Source organism: Photobacterium piscicola, from assembly GCF_046058925.1.
GTDB classification, from domain to species: Bacteria; Pseudomonadota; Gammaproteobacteria; order Enterobacterales; family Vibrionaceae; genus Photobacterium; species Photobacterium piscicola.
The window spans coordinates 1,567,240-1,587,018 of the sequence record NZ_CP175534.1; the positions used below are offsets into that span (position 1 = coordinate 1,567,240).

Genomic DNA, 19,779 nt, shown 5'->3' on the forward strand with positions numbered 1-19,779 from the left:
ATTTTTAATGACCCGTTTTACTGCTGAACAAACTGCTTTTATTCATCATCAGTCAGGTAACGCACTTTGTGTTGCTGGTGCGGGAACGGGGAAAACAACAACGTTAGTCGGTGTTGTAGAACATAAATTACAATCAATCGCAGCAGAACAAATGTTGGTATTGATGTTTAACCGTGATATTCGCACCGATTTTAAGGAAAAGTTAGCACAGATCCCGTTAGCCGCGCGCGTGCCTGTCCATACTTTTCATAGCTTTTGTTTTCAGCTATTAAGACAGTCGGGGTATCTATCTACGACGGGTTACCAAATTGATTTTAATAATGGTGATAGTGATAAAACCATTGCTAAACTTGTCTTACGGCAAATGGCGGCACAAGAAAAATCGTATCAAAAACAACAAACGTTTAAAGATCCTCGCACTATTGAATTGTTAATGAGCTTTATTGGGTTAGTCAAAGCACATATGTTGCCGCCCAAAGAGGTATTTGATCTCTCTGAAATTAATAGAGAATATGCCTTTATCATTGAAGCATTTTGGAACTTTGAAACTGTACGTAAAGAGCGTAAACAGCTATTTTTTGATGATTGGCTGGTAGAAACTATACAGTTATTAAAAAATGATCAAGCTCTATGCCATTACTATCATCAGCAAATTAAATTTATGATGGTTGATGAATTTCAAGATATAAACACCGCGCAATATCAATTGTTGAAATTACTATTATCACCACAAGCTCAGTTAGTTGCGGTAGGTGATGTTGATCAGTGTATTTATAAATGGCGGGGTAGTGCTCCACAATTCATGCTTAATTTTGAACAAGATTTTGCGCCAGCAACGACATATAGTTTGTCGCATACGTTTCGATTTGGGCATAGTTTAGCATTAGCGGCTAGCCATTTAATTGCTAATAATAAACAAAGATTTCATGACTTTCAGACCATTGCGCATAAATCTGTTGCGGATACTGCTGTGGATGTTATTGGTACCGCTCGCCAAGTGGGAGAAATTGCGCAATCAGTGGCTGATTTTATTCAACAAGGTGGTCAACCTGCTGAAGTGGCTATTTTAGTTAGACGTTGGTCACAGGCGATGTTATTTGAATTAGCTTTTTTAACAAAGAAAATACCTTACCATATGCCGATCGGTTCGGTGTTAACACACAGTCGTGAAGTAAAGTTGTTAATGGACGTTATGATATTAGCAACGGGGCGTTTTTTAACATTAGCGGATAACGATAAAGCCAATTTATTGTTTAATTTATTATCTTTTCCACACTGCTATGTACCTAATAAAAGTTTACGCCCATTGTGTGAGTCTTTATCACAGCGGCCAAGTAACGAATGGCTTAGTTTAATAAAGCAAACTGAAAAAATTCAACCTACATTAAATCTAGAAACGTTTAAAGATCGGATTGAATTATTATTAATGCTGCAACGAAAAGGAAAGTTTAAAGCGCTGGCGGTTTATAAGCAATATCGTCGAGACAGTGAACTTGATAATTGGATTTGGAAAACAGAAGCAACGGCAACGGAAATAGAAGAAGCCGTTGAACGTTTAGACAGTGTTGAAACCGTATTAGAATCAATGGATCAAAACTGTGATAAAGCTTTACAGTATTTTGAATATTATACTCAACAGTCTGCAGCTGAAAACCAATCACACCAAAATAACAGTGTGCAACTAACCACTATTTTCAGAGCTAAAGGATGTGAGTATAGTCAGGTACATTTACCTTATTGGGATAAAGATGCTTTTCCTTATGTTAATCGATCATCATTGGGTATTTCAGCAGATACAGAAGAAGAACGTCGACTTGCTTATGTAGCAATAACACGTGCCAAGCATAGTGCCAAAATATATTATACGGTTGAGAATACCAAGAAAGATCAATATGTGCGTAAAGACAAAAATGCCAGTCAATTTATTCTAGAATCTAAAGCTGATGTTGCGCAGGAAATTGGCCCTCAACTTTATCATGATGGTGAGCTGCCATACCATAAATCACCTGTTGTGCAGGGATATTATCGTCGTTTAGGTCGTATTGATGACATGCAATTACCACCAAAGGTTGTTGCTATTTCTTTGCCTGAGATAAATACAGCAGGAGAAAGTGTTTATAGCTATGAGTGGGCATTACAACAACCGATACCGGATAAAGCTGATAAATTGATTCGTAGTATGGTTCAAACAAAAACGACTAAATACTTAGAAACTGAAGTAATACGTATTATTCGAGAATTAAAACAAGCAGGCACGGAGAAACAAAAGGTATTGATTAATCGTCTTATTGTTGTTGCCCGTGCCAAGGCGCGTAAATATAGCTAACTATTTATGATCAAAGAATATCTTACTGTTAGGGTTTTAATGTTCGCGGTTAGATCGTGCTTCACGTTGACCAAGATTTTGTTGAATAGCGAATTCAAGTCGTTCGCGCAATTGACGAGATTTAGTTTCAGTATTTCTAAACCCTAACGATTGTAATAATTTTCTAACCATGATTAAAACCTATTAATTTACGTTAAGACAATAACGCATACATAATTATTTGAGTAATATTGTCTTAAATTATTAGAGAATTAACACCGTCCTTGAGCTTCCTATGGCTCCATTATATCGTCTGTGTTAATTACACAGGCCCCTGCTGATATAAAGGATGTTAAAAATTCAATAAGCATAACGAATGAAATAACGTTTAAACGTTATACTTATTGATTGATTTTATGGCACATTTTTTTTACTGTCAAAGTAATATTAAGCTTCAAGGTAAGAAGGGGATAAAATGCTAAATAAGACCCATATCACACTTTTGTTGACTGGTTTTGCCATTTATCGACCACTAAAGCTGCAATTAAATCACCTTCAACATTGACCGCGGTACGGAACGTATCTAATGGGCGTTCAATAATGAGTAGAATCGCGATGGCTTCCAGTGGAATACCAACCGCAAGCAGAACTAATTGCATACCCGACATTGATCCTGATGGCATCCCTGGTGCTCCAATAGACGACACCATCGCCATAATGAAAATCATAATCAATCCTGATGTTCCGAGTTCTATACCGTAAAGCTGAGCAAGAAAGATAGCAGCAACCCCTTCAAAAAGTGCAGTGCCATCCATATTCATGATTGAGCCTAATGGTAATACCATACTGCTGGTGGGTTGAGATACCCCTAAATCTTCTTGTGCTGTTTGCAATGAAAGTGGCAACGTCGCTGAACTTGATGAGGTTGCAAATGCCATAGTCATAGGGGCTGAAAGGGCACGGAATAACGTTGAATATTTAATCCCTGTAAACACCTTCGCGAGTAAAGGTAATACGATGCCGCCGTGCACTAAGGTCAGTAAAAATACCAATAAAGCAAATAAAGCTAATTCGCCAAAAATACTGTTTCCGCTTTGTATCGTAAATTGAAAGACAATTGCAAATACAGCTAAAGGTGCCAGCTTAATAACGGCAGATACTACTCGATTAATTGCAATATTGAACCCTGAAATAAGCTCAAAAATAGGGTGCTTAGCTGGTAAACTGGCTAATAAGGCAATACCTAATAATAGTGCAAATACAACAATGGCTAATAAGTTTGTCGTTGCTAGCGCTTGAAACGGATTAACTAGCGCCATGTTAAATAATTTCTCGGTAATAGCGCCGCCAGAAGAAGCACTATTATCAATTAATTGTACGTGGTTACCAACCGTAACTTGGGCTGTATCAATTAAGTGTGGCCATTTAGGGATTGCAAGTGAAACACCAAGACCTAAACAGATAGCAAGTGTTGATGTTAAGCTATAGAAAGCAATCGTCTTATAACCTAATGTTTTTAATCGTGATGTTGAACCAATACTTGTAATGCCTTGTAGCAATGAGAATAGCACCACAATACCGACAAGCATTTTGAGTAAGCCGATATAGGTTGTTTTAGTTAACATTAATAATTTAAAAGCAGTGGTATTTTCAAAACCTGCTTGTAAGGGTAAGAGAGAAGCAATCCCCCATGCTAAAAGCGCTGCTATCATCAATTGAAAAGGTAACGATTTGAATAGACGACGGTTCATGGAAAAGGTCTCTGTTCTGGGTTCGTATCGTAACGAGAATATAAAAAGAAGAACTTGGTATTAAAAGGCTTAATTAATTATATAGAGTGCCTAATCCAAGGGATGCGTTAAATATAAATTGTAGTGTAAAAATAAAAACGCTCTGACACCAAATGTCAGAGCGTGGCAATTGCCATTCTCAATTAACGATTATTTGGACGCTATCCAAATAAGGTAGAAGTAAAACTAAAATATAGTATCGTTAAAGAGTTAATTGCTAATCCATTAGCATATGGTATTGAACAAGTGAAAATAAAAATAAGCGATTCCCTTTACAGATGATTCAGTAAAGGGAATGTAGATTGTAATCGTGCTAGTGATTACTTATCGAAGTGAATAACCGTACGGATACTCTTACCTTCATGTAGTAGGTCAAATGACTTATTGATGTCGTCTAGGCCCATGTTAAATGAGATGAAATCATCAAGTTTGAATTCACCCGCCATGTAACGGTCAACGATACCTGGAAGCTCTGAACGGCCTTTAACGCCACCAAATGCAGAGCCACGCCATACACGACCAGTCACAAGTTGGAATGGACGGGTAGAGATTTCTTGACCTGCACCAGCAACACCGATGATCACTGACTCGCCCCAACCTTTGTGACAACACTCAAGTGCTGAACGCATCACGTTGACGTTACCAATACACTCAAAAGAGTAATCAACACCGCCGTCAGTCAATTCAACAATCACTTCTTGAATTGGCTTGTCGAATTTCATTGGGTTAATACATTCAGTTGCACCTAGTTTCATTGCTAGATCGAACTTACTTTCATTGATATCAATTGCAATAATACGGCTAGCTTTAGCCATAGTACCACCGATGATAGCTGCAAGACCGATACCACCAAGACCAAACACAGCGATAGTGTCGCCTTCTTTAACTTTAGCCGTGTTAAGTACTGCGCCCATACCGGTAGTTACGCCACAACCAAGAAGACAGACTTCTTCCAGTGGTGCTTCTTTACTGATTTTAGCTAAAGAGATTTCTGGAAGTACAGTGTACTCAGAGAAAGTAGAGCAACCCATGTAATGGAAGATAGGCTGACCGTCTTTGTAGAAACGCGTGGTGCCGTCTGGCATTAAGCCTTTACCTTGGGTTTCACGTACAGCCTGACAAAGGTTAGTTTTACCAGATAGGCAGTATTTACATTTGCCACACTCTGCAGTGTAAAGAGGGATAACGTGATCGCCAACTTCAACACTTGTTACGCCTTCACCGATCATTTCAACGATACCGCCACCTTCGTGACCAAGGATCGCAGGGAAGATACCTTCTGGATCGTCGCCAGATAATGTGAATGCATCTGTGTGACATACGCCAGTTGCAACGATGCGAACTAATACTTCACCAGCACGGGGTAACATTACATCAATTTCTTCAACAGAAAGAGGCTGTTTAGGACCCCATGCGATAGCCGCTTTTGATTTGATAAATTTGTCAGTCATCGTTCACTCTCTTAAAATATAGGTGACCCATGTTCAAGCATGGTGTTCGTTGTTAATTATAGTCACTGATCTAATGTCATCATGGTGACTTGATGCAACTATTATATTTATTTCTTAAATATTGATAATCCCTAAATATGGAAAATCATTATTACCAAGGTGTAATAATGTGACTGTTTTTAAGTATAATTATCATTTAGAACGTTAATTAAAAGCGTTATCTAGAATAGTCTATTCTTGATACGCATGGGGGGAGGTTGTTATCTAAGTGTGATGTCACTCATATTTATTTACTTAGAGATACAAATCAGACAAAAAAAAGCAATATCTCAGAAAGATATTGCTTCTTATTTTGTCAGGTGTTGCGATGTATATTACGCTTGTGGGTGATTTTGAGCGTAAACGTGTGCTGCAATTGCATCCATTAGTGCAGGAGAAAGGCAATCGTAGGTATTAAGACCAAGTTCGTTAAGACGAGCACGGATAGCTGTCATATCTTTAGGATCAGTGCCTGTTTCAATGATAGATGAAACAAATGCAGCAAACTCAGGAGCAGACCAACCTTTGTCAGTTGATAGTTCTGTGTGAACAAAATCTAAACCGAAGAATGGGTGATTAGCATTCTCGATACGACCGTACATGTGAACGCCACATTCTTTACAAGCATGACGTTGAATTGCTGCAGATTCATCGATAATAACTAGCTTTTCTGCGTTAGCAATGACTTCAACATTGTCACGAGAAATAACCGCGATTTGTGAAAAAACGGCACCTTCAGGTTTCCAACACTTAGAACAACCACAAGCATGGTTGTGTGCAGTTTGGCCTGATAGTTTTACGCGAACTGTATTTGATTCACAGTTACAGTTTAATACGCCACCTTGGAAGTTTTCTTTAGTTGCAGCAAAACCGTTATCAATTGCAGGGTGTAGAGATATAGACATAATGTTTCTCTTTTAATTGTTATAGAATAATAATTATAAATTCGAGGTGCTGAATTAAATAAAACTATTATTGTTTATTTAATAAGGAATAATAATTTTATATTTAATTTAGATAATCAACAGTGGGTGAGTTGATAAAACATATTCTATGCTTAATTAATTATTACACAATATTGAATATAGTAATTGATTATTACTGAATGGAAACAATAAAAATGGACAAAAAAAAGCCCTATTAAAGCGAAATGCTTAATAGGGCTTATTGCTACTAGTATATAGCAATATTAATGGCTATGTTTACTGATGTGGATTGCAATAGCATCCATTAAGTCAGGTGATAAGCAATCATAAGTTTCTAAACCTAATGATTCAAAGCGTTCACGAATTGCTGGCATTGATTTAGGATCAGTACCTGTTTCAATAATGGATGAAACAAATGCAGCAAACGCAGGAGCAGACCAGCCTTGCTCGCTTGATAGTTCAGTGTGAACGAAGTCTAAGCCGTAAAATGGGTGGTTGGTGTCTTCAATCCGACCATACATATGAACACCACAATCTTTACAAGCATGACGTTGAATGGTTGCTGTTTTATCAACGATGATTAATTTTTTAGCATTTGCTATTACTTCAACATTATTTTTTGGAATAACGGCAACTTGTGAAAATAATGCGCCTTTAGGTTTCCAGCATTTAGAACAGCCACAAGCATGGTTATGAGCCGTTTGACCATTTAATTTAACAGTGACTTTATTTCTTCGGCATTGACAGCTAATTAAGCCACCTTTAAATGTATTTTTAGTTGGTTTAATTCCATTATCTATTGCTGGGTGTAATTTAATAAAAGGTGTCGTTGAACCTTCGGTATTATTACCGAATAACTTAGCAAAGAATTTTTTCATTATATTAATCTTAATATGTAGAGTAGGGTAAAGTATTAAAGGTATTATGATAAAAAGAATTTTACCGATAAAATATTAGGTATTAGGTATTAGGTATTAGGTATTAGGTATTAGGTATTAGGTATTAGGTATTAGGTATTAGGTATTAGGTATTAGGTATTAGGTATTATATTCGGCTAATAATGATTAGCCGAATATTGATTATGCTGGTTTATAGCATACCACTAGGCTGGAACAATGCCTTTAAGCGTTTGGTAATGATTAAACGTGATACAGTAAATAAGCCTTCAACAGTACGTTGGTGAAGACGGAAAATCGTATCGTAAAGACGACGAATAATACGACCTTTAAAGACTAATTTATTTGCCATTTTTGATTGTGGGGCAAATGAGCCAACAGCAAAGTGGTGACCAACCGCGACAACCATACCGCCATCTTTGAATTCAAAATCAGTTAGTTCTTTACCACGTAATAAATTGGTTAAGCTTTTCGTTAAGTGAACTGCTGCGCGGTTTGCTGCTTGAGCTTTAGGTGGTACAAAACTACCATCAGCTTGTGGAATTGATGCACAATCGCCTAAAGAGAAGATACTGCTATCAATCGTGGTGGTTAGGTTCGGGTTAACCAAAATCTGGTTCATGCGATTATATTCTAAACCACCAAGACCGTTTAACCAATCTGGTGCTTTCACACCAGCAGCCCAAAATTGAATATCAGCGTCTAATGCTTGATTGTCAGCCGTAACCATACCGTGATCAGAAACTTCACTGATACGAGTATTAAGTAGTACATTAATATTAGTACGTTTAAGTTCTTTTAATACTTTTTCTGACATCTTTAGTGGGCTATTTGGTAGCACACGATCTGCTGCTTCAATTAAGTTAATTGTCAGTTTGGCAGCATTATAACGTTGTAGCTTATGACTTACTCGCGCAAGCTCTGCTGCAAGTTCAACACCTGTTGCACCAGCGCCTACAATATTGACAGTACGATCATTACCTTCGCGTAATAATTGACTGATTTTGTGCCATGCATGACGTGCTTGGCTAGCTGAATCAAGGAAAATACAGTTATCGCGAGCGCCTGTTGTATTAAAATCATTACTTACTGCGCCAACAGCAACAACTAGGTAATCGTATTTAACCATTGCTTCTGTACCATCATTACGGCGAACAGCTAGCATTTTATTTTCACGATCTATATCAGTCATCGCTGCTTGATAATGTTGGTAGCCATTGATTGCACCATGAGTGAAATAACACACAGCATCTAGTTCACGATCAAAAGTACCCGCTGCAATTTCATGCAGACGTGGCTTCCAATAGTGATCTGTTTCTGGTTCAACCAAAATGATTTCATGTTCTTTACGATTAGCTTTGGCTAACAATGTAGATAGTTCTATACCGGCAGCACCGCCACCTACAATAACGATTCGTGACATAACGAATACCTCAAAAAGTGAACCCTAGATATCATTCTCAGGGGATGGTCTTTCCATCATTAAAGCTATGAGCTGATCCGTTGCTACAAAATGACTTTTTATTAGCCACAACACGCAGGGCGGCTACCTGATATCTTATATGTGATGAATTTCTTTGATATAAGACAATTAAATCAGTCAAAATTCAAGTTCTGTGAACTAAACACGGGTATTTTTTTTAAAATATCTCTGTTGAGCCAATAGTGACTATTATATTACTAGTTTATTTAATAACAATGCCAATAAAAACAAATAACCTTTACTGTATGGTAATAATTAACTGTGATAATAGATCATGGTAAAGAATGGTGGCGTTAAATTACTCATATAATAAAGCTATTTATGTCTGCAATTTATATGCATAACTATACAATTTGTGGAGTAGAGAAGAGGGGGGGGAAGAGATTTAATTAATGGTGATGATTCTTATGGTGTGAGAACGCAAGAAGAGCAATTTATAAAAAAATAGCATGAGCGAAGAAGCTCATGCTAAATGGTAATAATTTAAAATGATTCAATCTCAGTAAATTGCCCCTGAAGCCAGTGGATAGCTGGGCTTAATTGAGAGCCAATAGGATAAATTAGAGATGCTGACCATACATTGCTGGTGATTTTACTAAATGAAAGGTTAAGTTTCTTCACTAGTTCATTCTTAAGATCATGTTGTAATACAAAATCCGGTAAACAACAAATACCAATATCTTCACGGCATAGTGATAAAATTGTATGGATATCTTCAACATGCCACAATTGTAATGCTGCTTTAGCTTCTTCAAATGGTAATGAATCTAAAGATGCTGGAATTAACAGACGCTGCTGACAGAAGTCTTGGTAACTTAATGTTGTTGCTCCGTCATTAAATTTATCAAGGTAAGATTGAGTTGCGACCCAGCTTACATTGATATTAAATGCTTGCGTATACTCTAGGTTAATTTTATTTTCATGGTCAAAGATACCTAGTGCAATATCGAGATTTTTAGCTTTGATCTCTTCTGCTAAACGCTTACTATTTTGTTGCATAATAAACAATTCAATATTAGGTAGATCAGATGATAATCTTTTGATTATTGATAGAATTTTGTCATTGCAAACCAGTGGGTCGATACCGACCTTTATTTTTACATCATTCATATGATATATAGATAAAGAACGCTCAAGAAATGTTTGATATTGCGCCATCATTATTTTTGCATTCTTGAGTACATGCTCTCCTTTTTCAGTAAGGCGAGGGCATTTACTTGAACGGTCAAATACTTGAAATCCTAAGTCAATTTCAAAATTTTGGATAGTGAGGCTAACTGCAGCTTGAGTTTTATTTAGCTGTCGTGCAGCAGCACTAAACGAACCATATTCGGCAGCAGCAATAAATGAGCTAAGAGTTTCAATCTTTATATTCATTATTTAACGATTCATCTTAATTTATTATTATGGATATAAGCCATATCTTATCTATCTCCATAAGAATGACTGCAATGGTGTACCTCTAATATAACTAAAACCTATACCTAATGACAACCATTAGTGCGTTTTATATTGATATTTATTATATTTATAATAGATCTATCACTAGATTAGTGCGTAATATTGTGAATACCAACCATTAATTAATTGATAAACTTAGATACCCATAAGAGCGTATGTGGCACATGTTACCCTATGAATTTATTAATAAAACCACTGATATTGGATAAGCTAGCTAAGCCCATGACAATTACAATAGTGATACCAATTGCGGTCAGATAAAGTGGGTGTTTGTAATCGCCAACAATTTTTTTCTGTCGTGTTGCTGCCAGCATGGTGGCGAGTACGATTGGTAGAATAACGCTGTTAACAAGACCAGCTAACATCAGTAACAAAATTGGCATATTCATCAATACAGTTCCTACCGTTGTCAGGATAATAAATCCAACACACCATGTTTTTTCATTACGAGCAACAATAGGAAAAAGAGTTTTTATAAGGGATATTGCCATGTATGAATTACCAACGACCGAGGTAATTGATGCAACAAATAACACGAGTCCAAAGATAAAGTAACCAATATCACCTGCTCCGTGGCGGAATGCATCTGCTGCAGGGTTGGCTGGATCTAATGTGACACCCGTTGTGATGATACCTAACACCGCACAAAATAATAAAATACGAATAATTACGGCAATTGATATCCCTGCCCATGCAGCTTTAGTAACGATTTTCGTATTTTCTATACCTTGTAACTTAACATCAATTAAACGTTGAGCACCGGTGTAATAACCGCCAACAGCACCGCCAACGATGGTTAATGTTGGTAACAGTAAATTAGAAAAATCAGATGGAGCGACTGCCGCTAAGACTGTTGGCGCGAGAGGGGGTAAATTAGTCAGGGCGACATAGGCAATGAGTACAATCATTAATAGCCCTAAGTAACGCGCCATTTGATCCATTCGTTTTGATGCATTATGGACAATAAATAGCAGGCTACCGATAACACCAGTGAAAATAGCGCCCCACGTGGTGTCTAGTCCCATTAGAACATTCATGCCTAGTGCTGAGCCACTTACATTACCAAAGTTGAATGCAACGGCTCCAAGCGCCAATAAAATACCAATGACGTATCCCATGCCTGGTGCAACTTTATTGGCAATATCTTGAATACGTAAACCTGAAACACCAACGATACGCCATAGGTTCATTACTATACCAAAGGTAATAAACATAGAAGCAAAAACAGGGAAAGCCATATCTATATTATAAATATTGGTAAATACCGCGGTTTGCGTTAAGAAGCCAGGCCCTACAGAGGTTGTTGCCATTAAAAAAGCAACGCTTAAAATGGCTTTATTTTGCCAATCAGTGTGGCGAGGGGAGGTGTTGGTTGTTTGTGTGTTCGTGTGCATAATCAATCCCAAAATCAAAGTCTCTCATATTTATAAAAATAGAAAGACAACTGATGGGGATCAGCTGTACGATTGCGGCGTATTTTTTGGCAAAAAAGCAATCTAATGTAATCGTTTGCTTTAGTTGGCGCGGATAATAGAGAGTGTCTTAGGTATTGTCAATCATGTTTTTAAAATGGATAAAAAAAAGCCCCATTATTTTAAATAATAAGGCTTAAGGGAATATTAACTTAGAAATTATTTTTCTGTGGTATGAATAGCCGCTTTTAGATCATCAGGATTTAAATCTGCACGATCAAATTCTTGAGATGCAGGCATACGTAAATGGAAATCTTTGAAGATTTCAACTTCAGCTGTACCTTCTGTCAAAATGAAGTCACTCACATGACCACCTTGAGTACGGTCATCGCTAATGAAATGGAAGTGGAATCCTGGAACATTAATACCGATCATGTATTCAGGAATCTTAAAGCCGATCATTACACCTGAGACATAGGTCATTTCTGCAATAGGTTGATGTTTTACGACTTCTACCATTGGCGGATAAGGGCGATGTTGTGCAGGTACAGTGCGTGTTTTAACGTATGAAAACTTACCTGTTAAGCGAATCGCATTAATGGCATTATTGGCAACAAAATCATTTTCTAAGCACGTTTCAAACTCAGCTTTAGTTTGTTCAATAAGACTTACTTTTTCAGTTGGTTCAAAATTAACCACTGAAGCAAAGGGCGTAGTAATATCATGATTAACTAGATGTACTTCACCAGTACTGGTTAGTTGATATACTTCATCACCTAAAACAATCATTTCACCGTCAAGGTCATTAAAGGTACCAATGCCAAAGTTACCATGGTCAAGTAGTTGACCAATTGTAAAATCGCCTTGGTATAAACCTGCAATTAAAGCACTCATCATTGAGGTTTGGTAAAATGTCTTTTCGTTAGGTTGCTGACTCATGATGTTGTCCTATTAATCTTGTTGGCAAGGGTGAAGTTGATCAAGTAGACGGCTATTATCGCGGTAATCAACATTAACGTTAACTAACACTGGACCACTTAATGCCATTGCTTTACGTAGTACGGGTTCAATATCATCAGCGGTATTTATTGCTAAACCATGCGCACCAAAACTTTCTGCATATTTGACAATATCTGGACCCATGAAGCTAACAGCACTTTCACGACCATATTTTTTAAGTTGTTGAATTTTAACCATGTCATAGCTGTGATCTGTCCAAACAAAGTGAACAATATTACATTTATGACGAACTGCGGTTGCTAATTCCATCGATGAGAATAAGAAACCACCATCACCAGACATTGAAATAACTTTTTCATTTGGTGTTAGTAGTGATGCGGCGATAGCCCAAGGTAAAGCAACACCTAATGTTTGTTGACCGTTGCTGAACAACAAGCGGCGTGGTTCAAAAGAGTGGAAGTAACGTGCCATCCAAATATAGATAGAGCCCACATCACAGCATACTGTGGTATCGTCACTTACAAACTGGCGTAAGTCATGAACAAAACGTAATGGATGGACACCCATTGATGATGTTTTATTAACACCCATGCGCATAATCTGTTGTAGGTCTTGACGTAAATCTTGAAATTTCTGATTATTTTCAAGTGATTCACGTTGATCTAATTCAGCAGCAATAGAAGCAACAGAGACCGCAAGATCACCAACGACTTCCGAAATTGGGTTATAGCTAGCTTCTAAATCAGCTTGTTGATAACCCACATGGATAATAGGTGTTTTACCGTCTTTATTCCATAAGATTGGATCGTATTCAATTGGGCTATAACCAATAGTAATAATTAAATCAGCATTGTTTAATGCAATATCACCTGGTTGGTTTTTAAATAAACCCACGCGACCAAGAAAACAATCATATAAATTATGTGAAATGACACCTGCAGCAGCAAAAGTATTTACCACGGCAATTTTAGTTTGTTCAAGTAATTGACGAATAGCACCTGTAACAAAAGGCTGACTCGCATCCATACCTAATAATAATACTGGATTTTTAGCTGCGTTAATAAGATCAGCCGCTTGACGGATAGCTTGTGGGTGCGCACCACCAAATAAAATTGGTTTTGGTTGTTGTACTGGAATAAAAGGGATTTGGTTGGTTAGTACATCCTGAGGAAGGCTAACAAAACTTGCACCTTGAGTTGGTTGTTCTGAAATACGAAATGCTTTATGCACGACATCAGGTACAGAAGCACTGTCCATTACTTCAGCGGAAAACTTAGTAATAGGGTTAAACAGAGAACGAGTATCCATTGATTGGTGCGTATTATGGGAATACATCGAAAGGGGAACCGCACCAGCAAGTGCAACAACAGGATCACCTTCACTATTTGCCGTAGCAACACCTGTCACGAGATTTGATGCGCCAGGACCTGAGGTTGCAAGACAAACACCAGCTTTGCCTGTTAAACGACCTGTTGCGGCTGCCATGAAAGCTGCGTTTTGTTCGTGGTGACAAATAATGATTTCAGGACCGTTATCACATACGGCATCAAACACAGCATCGATTTTAGCACCAGGAATACCAAAAATGTGGGGAACGTCATGTGCCTTTAGGGTTTCAACGACAAGTTCTGCACCTGAAATGGTTTTATTTGACATATAAGCCTCATGGTTATAATTGTTGATCGGCTCAGGACATGTTTTCGCTAAATCGAATTTAATGTGATGAGTAGCATAAAATCTAAATTATTTATCATACAAATGAAAGGGGCTAAAATTGGAAGTTAATATTACTTATTTAATTAAGTGCAGTGGAATAAATCGCATATTAGTGAAAAATAGAGGTTGTAGGCTGGAATGAAAAATTGAAGATGTTGATTCTTATATAATTAAATGGCAGGGCTTAATAAACCCTGCCACTGATTGATACTGCTATAACATAATGTTGGCAATTAATGCAGATAAAATACTAACTAAGGTTGAGCCATAAAGTAGGCGTAAGCCAAAGCGAGCAACCATATTACCTTTCTCTTCGTTCACACCTTTAACCGCACCAGCAATAATACCGATAGAGCTGAAGTTTGCGAATGACACAAGGAAGATAGAAACCGTACCAACAGTGTGCGCAGACAAAGTACCTACTTGTTTTTGAAGGTCCATCATTGCAACAAATTCATTAGTTACAAGTTTGGTTGCCATAATACTACCAGCTTGTAATGCCTCATGAGCAGGAACGCCCATTAACCATGCAACAGGGTAGAATAAGTAGCCAATTAAGTTTTGGAAGCTGATGCCAAATGCTGCATCAAAGCCTGCATTGATCATTGAAATGAGTGCAATGAAACCGATAAGCATCGCCGCAACAATAACAGCAACCTTAAAGCCCATTAAAATATATTCACCCAGCATCTCAAAGAAAGTCAGTGTTTCACCACTTTCTGCTGCCATCATTTCATCAATATCCATCTCAGCTTCGTGATCGTAAGGATTGATAATAGACAGAATGATGAAGGTACTGAACATGTTTAAAAACAATGCAGCAACAACATATTTTGGGTCGATAAGCTTCATGTATGAGCCAACGATAGACATAGAAACCGTTGACATTGCCGTCGCTGCAAGGGTGTACATACGACGCTCTGACATTCCGCCTAAAATGTTTTTATACGTGATAAAGTTTTCAGACTGACCAACCATTAATGCACTGATTGCATTGAATGATTCTAGTTTGCCCATGCCATTGACTTTAGATAACAAGAAACCTAACGCTTTAATGATGTAAGGTAATACTTTGATATGTTGCAGAATACCAATTAATGCGGAAATGAAAACAATCGGCATTAATACACTTAGGAAGAAGTTAAAATCATTGTTATTCGATAAATTACCGAACACAAAATTAGTACCATCACCTGCAAATGAGAGTAAACCATTAAATGCATCTGCAAACTCTTTTACAATACCTGTACCTGCTGATGAGTTGAGTAGGAAGTAAGCAAGTGCCAGCTCTATTATAAGTAGCTGAATAATATAGCGATATTTGATGTTCTTTCGGTTGTTGCTGGCAAGTAAAGCTAATACTGCAATAACGACTAACCCGAGTATAAAGTGTAAATAGACCATATTGGATTGTGCTCAGTGTGATTATTATCTGTTTATGTGTGTATGCTGAATGATTTCATTCTTCGATAAAGTGATATATATCGCATTTTTAATCCAGTAGTTTTTTTTGCAATTGACAAAAACTAATTTTTCACGTTTGCGCAATCGCTTGCTATTTGTTTGAATATGGTGATAAAAATAAGAATAATAATGAAGACACTGAATGTAACTCCATTATGTTTTGTGATTTGTTTCATGTTATGTGATTGAAATATTTAAGTTAATTAGGTTGTTATGGCTTATTATGAGGCAAAGTTTTTTAAATTAAGTATTTTCTATCTGGAAGGGTAAAGAGTAATGCTAATATTGTGAGTGAATTTATCGTACTAATATTAAAATGTAATATTGGAAATATGAGTTATGATTGCGACTGGTATTAATTTACATTATCAATAGATAATAGAATGATATTTACTCTATTAGTCTTGTTACAGGTGCTGTAATGAAAAAATCATCCAAAAACCGTAAATTATGGTATTTCCATAAACATGATCGCCGAACTAAACATTTATCACTACCTAATTTAAAATCATAATCACTATTGTGCATATTGCTAATGGTGATTATGACTGATTTTTGATGTGCTATTTAAATAACACTGGAGCATCAAATCTATAGGGTGGAATAAAAGGGCGAATACCAGAGTCACGGAAACGTTGTAGTTTCATTATTTGTTTGTAAACAATGAAATAACGATTGATGTTATTCACATAGACAATCGGTTGTGATCCAATATGTTTACGGGTAATAAGTTCAACATTATTAAACCAAACGTTAGGGTTATAACCTTGTTCTTTGGCATAACGCCGCATTTTATTGATATTGCCAGGGCCTGCATTGTAAGCAGCGAGTGAGAGATACATTTTATTATCATAATCAATTTCATCACTGCTAAAATATTGGTCTTGTAAATAACGCATATATTTTACACCAGCATGAATATTGTTTTTTGATGTATATATATTAGGAATATCTACACTAGGGTCACGAGCAGTGCTGGGTAGTACCTGCATGATACCGACGGCACCTTTGTTTGATACTTTATGTTGATTTAGCCCTGATTCTTGAAAACCTTGCGCCATTAACATTAAATAATCAAAGTCGTATTGTTTTGAATAGCGAAAGAAAATATGCGATAAACTTTCCATTTTATCGATATTATTAGGATCAAGTAGTGTATTAAGCCAACGATGGTTTTCAATATATTTACTGTAAATAATATTACCTATTAATGTCCCTTCTTTTACTGTATCAATATAGCGATTAACCAGTGCCATTAGGTTGGGGCTATCTTTACGTATCGCCCAAGCTATTTGACCGTCATTACGTAAAACAAAATGATCATTAACACGGATATTTTTTAATATGGGTTGCCAGATTTTTATTTTGTGGTTATCTATCACTGTTGCATTGAGTAGTTCTAAATTTATAAGTTCTAATAATTCATAATCTTGTAGTGTTTCATCAATAAACAATATTGATGCGGGTGGTAAGTTTTGCATGCGCAATTTATTATTAATTTTGAGTAAACTTTGATAGTAACTCGAACTTTTTCTCACCCAGATTGTTTTACCACTTAAATCGGTTACTTTGTTAAAGGGGGGCTGTTTAATATTGTTAATAAGTACTTCTGATATATTGGTAAGTACAGGTTGACTAAAATCAACTTGTTTTTTACGTTCAGTTGTTATTGTAATATTGGCAATGGCTAAGTCGCCTAAGCCTTTAACTATATAAGGTAACAATTTATCTCGATGGACAGGAATAATTTGTAAGTGCATTTTTGGGTGTGTTTTATGAATGTCTTTCTCAAAATGCTGCAATAAATCGGCAATAATACCTTTAGTTATACCATCTTCTATATAGTAAAAACCGAGATCTGCTGCAACCAATACTCGCAATACCCGCTTTTTTTCTAATTCAGCTAAATCACCCACATATTCAGAGCCACTAAGTGGTGCTAATTGAACAGCGTGAGTCTGGAAACTTACTAATAGTAAACACAATGCGGCGAGCCCGTATTTATATTTAATGAGGTGTGGAATATTAATCATTATTTAGCTGCCATACCGAAGTGAACGGAATTTATATGTTTAAGATTAATTATGGTTGGTAATGGTGAAATTTGCTTATTTATATTAGGTTTTTGTATGTTTTTTTCCTGTTTTTCATACGCGCAATATAATGATAGTATACAAGGATATTAATTTTTAAAGATATAATTCATACGGGTAATATGCTGATAATAAAAAGAATTGTTGTTGGATTGTCAGTAGTGTTATTACTGCTGTTATGTAGTCTTGGTGCCACTTATTTTGTACGTAATGTTCTTTATGTGGATATTTTGGCATATATGCCTAAAAAGATAAGCGAAACCTCTGGTTTGGCTATTATTAATGGTGATATTTGGACGCATAACGATACGTATGGTGATAATAAACTTTATCGTTTAAATCATGATATGACGGGTATTGCACAAATCGTAAAAGTAAATAATAGTCGTAATTATGATTGGGAAGATTTAGCGCAAGATCAGCAATTTTTATATGTTGGCGATATTGGTAATAACCTTACTATACGCAATGGTGGTGTTATTTATAAAATAGAGCAAAAAGGCCTCAATCAACAACAAGCAGTAACACCAGCGGCAAAAATACAATTTCAATATAATGATTTTACTAAAGGTTGGTTTAACAAACATAACTATGACAGTGAAGCCATTACGGTTGTTGGTGACCAGATATGGTTATTTTCAAAAAACTGGAAAGATGAGAAAACTCGACTTTATCAAATAGATAAAGGCGAAGTAAATAAAGTCCAGCATTTAAATCCGGTCGCTGAATACCCTAGTAAAGGGTTAATTACAGGGGTTGATTATAATCCTGAAACAGCAACATTGGCGTTTATTGGTTATCGCCGAAATATATATCTAGGTTATTCATTTATTTGGCTTGTAAAAGTGAAGGATGATAAACCAGATTGGTCAACGGGCATTTATAAGCGATTAGGTAATTATTCACAATGGGAAGGAATTCATTGGTATGGTGCTGGAAAGTTACTAATCACAACAGAGAAAACGCCACTCAATAAAGCATTAATTGCTACGCTTGATGTACAAAAGCTGCTTGATTCGAGTGAATAGCGATGAATTATCTGTTATTCTGCGCTGATAATTTCGCTGTGATTATTACAACCACAGCATACTAAATTGGATAAATTGTGACTAATAACGATGTTTTGCGCCGTGTTCGCTATACTTTTGATTTAAATGATAGCGAAATGATCGCTATTTTTGCTGCTGCTGATTGTGAAGTAACGCGTGAGCAAGTTTGCAGTTGGTTAAAAGCTGATGATGCAGAAGGTTATAAGAGCTGTTCTGATGAACAAGTTGCTACTTTCTTAAATGGCTTTATTAATCAAAAGCGTGGCAAGAAAGAAGGTGAACAGCCTGCGCCAGAGCAAAAAATCACAAATAATATTATTTTTAGAAAATTACAAATTGCACTAAACCTGAAAGCAGATGACGTACTTGATTTGTTTAAATTGGTTGATTTTCGTTTAAGTAAGCATGAATTAAGTGCTTTTTTCCGTAAAGTTGATCATAAACATTATCGTGACTGTAAAGATCAGGTGCTACGTAATTTTTTACAAGCATTACAGATCAACCACCGTGGCGTTGAGCCATCAGAAGAAACAATTGACGATAAGTAATTGTTTTAGTTGATACTTACGACAAAAAAGCAGCTTTTATTAAAGCTGCTTTTTTATTGGCTGTCATTTGATCAATATAGGTGTTATTAAACGGTTTATATTTTTGAAATATTTACTAACATATTAATCAATATATTTGCATTCTTCATTATACTTATCAAAGTAAAAACGCCCGTTATTCTATAA

General features: G+C 36.4%; 15 protein-coding genes. 3 read left to right on the forward strand and 12 right to left on the reverse strand.

The window, feature by feature from the left end:
* Window positions 1–7 precede the first annotated feature (7 nt).
* Window positions 8–2,326: an ATP-dependent helicase gene (locus ACJZU6_RS07520; RefSeq protein WP_408900901.1), complete on the forward strand. Its 2,319-nt coding sequence runs from the start codon at window positions 8–10 to the stop codon at window positions 2,324–2,326.
* 36 nt (window positions 2,327–2,362) lie between these two features.
* On the opposite strand, the gene ACJZU6_RS07525 is transcribed toward ACJZU6_RS07520, so the two are convergent.
* The 12 genes from ACJZU6_RS07525 to ACJZU6_RS07580 all read right to left on the reverse strand — a co-directional run bounded on the left by ACJZU6_RS07525 (window position 2,363) and on the right by ACJZU6_RS07580 (window position 17,936).
* Entirely contained in the window at window positions 2,363–2,497 is a 135-nt protein-coding gene (locus ACJZU6_RS07525) for a hypothetical protein (protein ID WP_255418348.1), read from the reverse strand.
* Window positions 2,498–2,799: 302 nt separating this feature from the next.
* Window positions 2,800–4,056 (reverse strand): dicarboxylate/amino acid:cation symporter, encoded by a 1,257-nt coding sequence (locus ACJZU6_RS07530; RefSeq protein ID WP_408900902.1) that lies wholly within the window; start codon window positions 4,054–4,056, stop codon window positions 2,800–2,802.
* A 359-nt stretch (window positions 4,057–4,415) separates the two neighbouring features.
* Window positions 4,416–5,546 carry an S-(hydroxymethyl)glutathione dehydrogenase/class III alcohol dehydrogenase gene (locus tag ACJZU6_RS07535; RefSeq protein ID WP_107275697.1) on the reverse strand — a complete coding sequence of 377 codons (1,131 nt, stop codon included), beginning with the start codon at window positions 5,544–5,546 and terminating at the stop codon, window positions 4,416–4,418.
* A 374-nt stretch (window positions 5,547–5,920) separates the two neighbouring features.
* Window positions 5,921–6,490 (reverse strand): S-(hydroxymethyl)glutathione synthase, encoded by a 570-nt coding sequence (gfa, locus tag ACJZU6_RS07540; RefSeq protein ID WP_080157758.1) that lies wholly within the window; start codon window positions 6,488–6,490, stop codon window positions 5,921–5,923.
* Window positions 6,491–6,774: 284 nt separating this feature from the next.
* Entirely contained in the window at window positions 6,775–7,389 is a 615-nt protein-coding gene (gfa, locus tag ACJZU6_RS07545) for an S-(hydroxymethyl)glutathione synthase (protein ID WP_080157757.1), read from the reverse strand.
* A gap of 211 nt (window positions 7,390–7,600) precedes the next feature.
* The gene (locus ACJZU6_RS07550; protein ID WP_080157756.1) at window positions 7,601–8,830 is read right to left on the reverse strand and encodes an NAD(P)/FAD-dependent oxidoreductase; all 1,230 of its coding nucleotides are present in this window, start codon (window positions 8,828–8,830) and stop codon (window positions 7,601–7,603) included.
* A 543-nt stretch (window positions 8,831–9,373) separates the two neighbouring features.
* The gene (locus ACJZU6_RS07555; RefSeq protein ID WP_080157755.1) at window positions 9,374–10,267 is read right to left on the reverse strand and encodes a LysR family transcriptional regulator; all 894 of its coding nucleotides are present in this window, start codon (window positions 10,265–10,267) and stop codon (window positions 9,374–9,376) included.
* 251 nt (window positions 10,268–10,518) lie between these two features.
* Entirely contained in the window at window positions 10,519–11,745 is a 1,227-nt protein-coding gene (locus ACJZU6_RS07560; protein ID WP_080157754.1) for an NRAMP family divalent metal transporter, read from the reverse strand.
* Between the two features lie 237 nt (window positions 11,746–11,982).
* Window positions 11,983–12,702, reverse strand: coding sequence for an acetolactate decarboxylase (gene budA, locus ACJZU6_RS07565; protein WP_408900005.1), 720 nt, complete (start codon window positions 12,700–12,702; stop codon window positions 11,983–11,985).
* 12 nt (window positions 12,703–12,714) lie between these two features.
* Entirely contained in the window at window positions 12,715–14,379 is a 1,665-nt protein-coding gene (gene alsS / locus ACJZU6_RS07570; RefSeq protein ID WP_408900006.1) for an acetolactate synthase AlsS, read from the reverse strand.
* 273 nt (window positions 14,380–14,652) lie between these two features.
* Complete coding sequence (locus tag ACJZU6_RS07575; protein ID WP_080157752.1) at window positions 14,653–15,843, reverse strand: NupC/NupG family nucleoside CNT transporter; 1,191 nt, start codon at window positions 15,841–15,843, stop codon at window positions 14,653–14,655.
* Window positions 15,844–16,466: 623 nt separating this feature from the next.
* Window positions 16,467–17,936, reverse strand: a complete 1,470-nt coding sequence (locus ACJZU6_RS07580; RefSeq protein ID WP_080157751.1) for a lytic transglycosylase F — start codon at window positions 17,934–17,936, stop codon at window positions 16,467–16,469.
* A 182-nt stretch (window positions 17,937–18,118) separates the two neighbouring features.
* On the opposite strand from ACJZU6_RS07580, the gene ACJZU6_RS07585 reads away from it, so the two are divergent.
* Window positions 18,119–19,024: a hypothetical protein gene (locus ACJZU6_RS07585; RefSeq protein WP_080157750.1), complete on the forward strand. Its 906-nt coding sequence runs from the start codon at window positions 18,119–18,121 to the stop codon at window positions 19,022–19,024.
* Window positions 19,025–19,101: 77 nt separating this feature from the next.
* A complete protein-coding gene (locus ACJZU6_RS07590) occupies window positions 19,102–19,593 on the forward strand; it encodes a DUF1456 family protein (protein WP_080157749.1) in 492 nt (163 codons plus the stop codon).
* The last annotated feature ends 186 nt before the right edge of the window (window positions 19,594–19,779 follow it).

What these genes read in the sequence shown, in the direction of transcription:
- ACJZU6_RS07520 (WP_408900901.1), top strand. Translation starts at nt 8, where the DNA reads ATGACCCGTTTTACTGCTGAACAAACTGCTTTTATTCATCATCAGTCA.
- ACJZU6_RS07525 (WP_255418348.1), bottom strand. Translation starts at nt 2,497, where the DNA reads ATGGTTAGAAAATTATTACAATCGTTAGGGTTTAGAAATACTGAAACT.
- ACJZU6_RS07530 (WP_408900902.1), bottom strand. Translation starts at nt 4,056, where the DNA reads ATGAACCGTCGTCTATTCAAATCGTTACCTTTTCAATTGATGATAGCA.
- ACJZU6_RS07535 (WP_107275697.1), bottom strand. Translation starts at nt 5,546, where the DNA reads ATGACTGACAAATTTATCAAATCAAAAGCGGCTATCGCATGGGGTCCT.
- gfa (WP_080157758.1), bottom strand. Translation starts at nt 6,490, where the DNA reads ATGTCTATATCTCTACACCCTGCAATTGATAACGGTTTTGCTGCAACT.
- gfa (WP_080157757.1), bottom strand. Translation starts at nt 7,389, where the DNA reads ATGAAAAAATTCTTTGCTAAGTTATTCGGTAATAATACCGAAGGTTCA.
- ACJZU6_RS07550 (WP_080157756.1), bottom strand. Translation starts at nt 8,830, where the DNA reads ATGTCACGAATCGTTATTGTAGGTGGCGGTGCTGCCGGTATAGAACTA.
- ACJZU6_RS07555 (WP_080157755.1), bottom strand. Translation starts at nt 10,267, where the DNA reads ATGAATATAAAGATTGAAACTCTTAGCTCATTTATTGCTGCTGCCGAA.
- ACJZU6_RS07560 (WP_080157754.1), bottom strand. Translation starts at nt 11,745, where the DNA reads ATGCACACGAACACACAAACAACCAACACCTCCCCTCGCCACACTGAT.
- budA (WP_408900005.1), bottom strand. Translation starts at nt 12,702, where the DNA reads ATGAGTCAGCAACCTAACGAAAAGACATTTTACCAAACCTCAATGATG.
- alsS (WP_408900006.1), bottom strand. Translation starts at nt 14,379, where the DNA reads ATGTCAAATAAAACCATTTCAGGTGCAGAACTTGTCGTTGAAACCCTA.
- ACJZU6_RS07575 (WP_080157752.1), bottom strand. Translation starts at nt 15,843, where the DNA reads ATGGTCTATTTACACTTTATACTCGGGTTAGTCGTTATTGCAGTATTA.
- ACJZU6_RS07580 (WP_080157751.1), bottom strand. Translation starts at nt 17,936, where the DNA reads ATGATTAATATTCCACACCTCATTAAATATAAATACGGGCTCGCCGCA.
- ACJZU6_RS07585 (WP_080157750.1), top strand. Translation starts at nt 18,119, where the DNA reads ATGCTGATAATAAAAAGAATTGTTGTTGGATTGTCAGTAGTGTTATTA.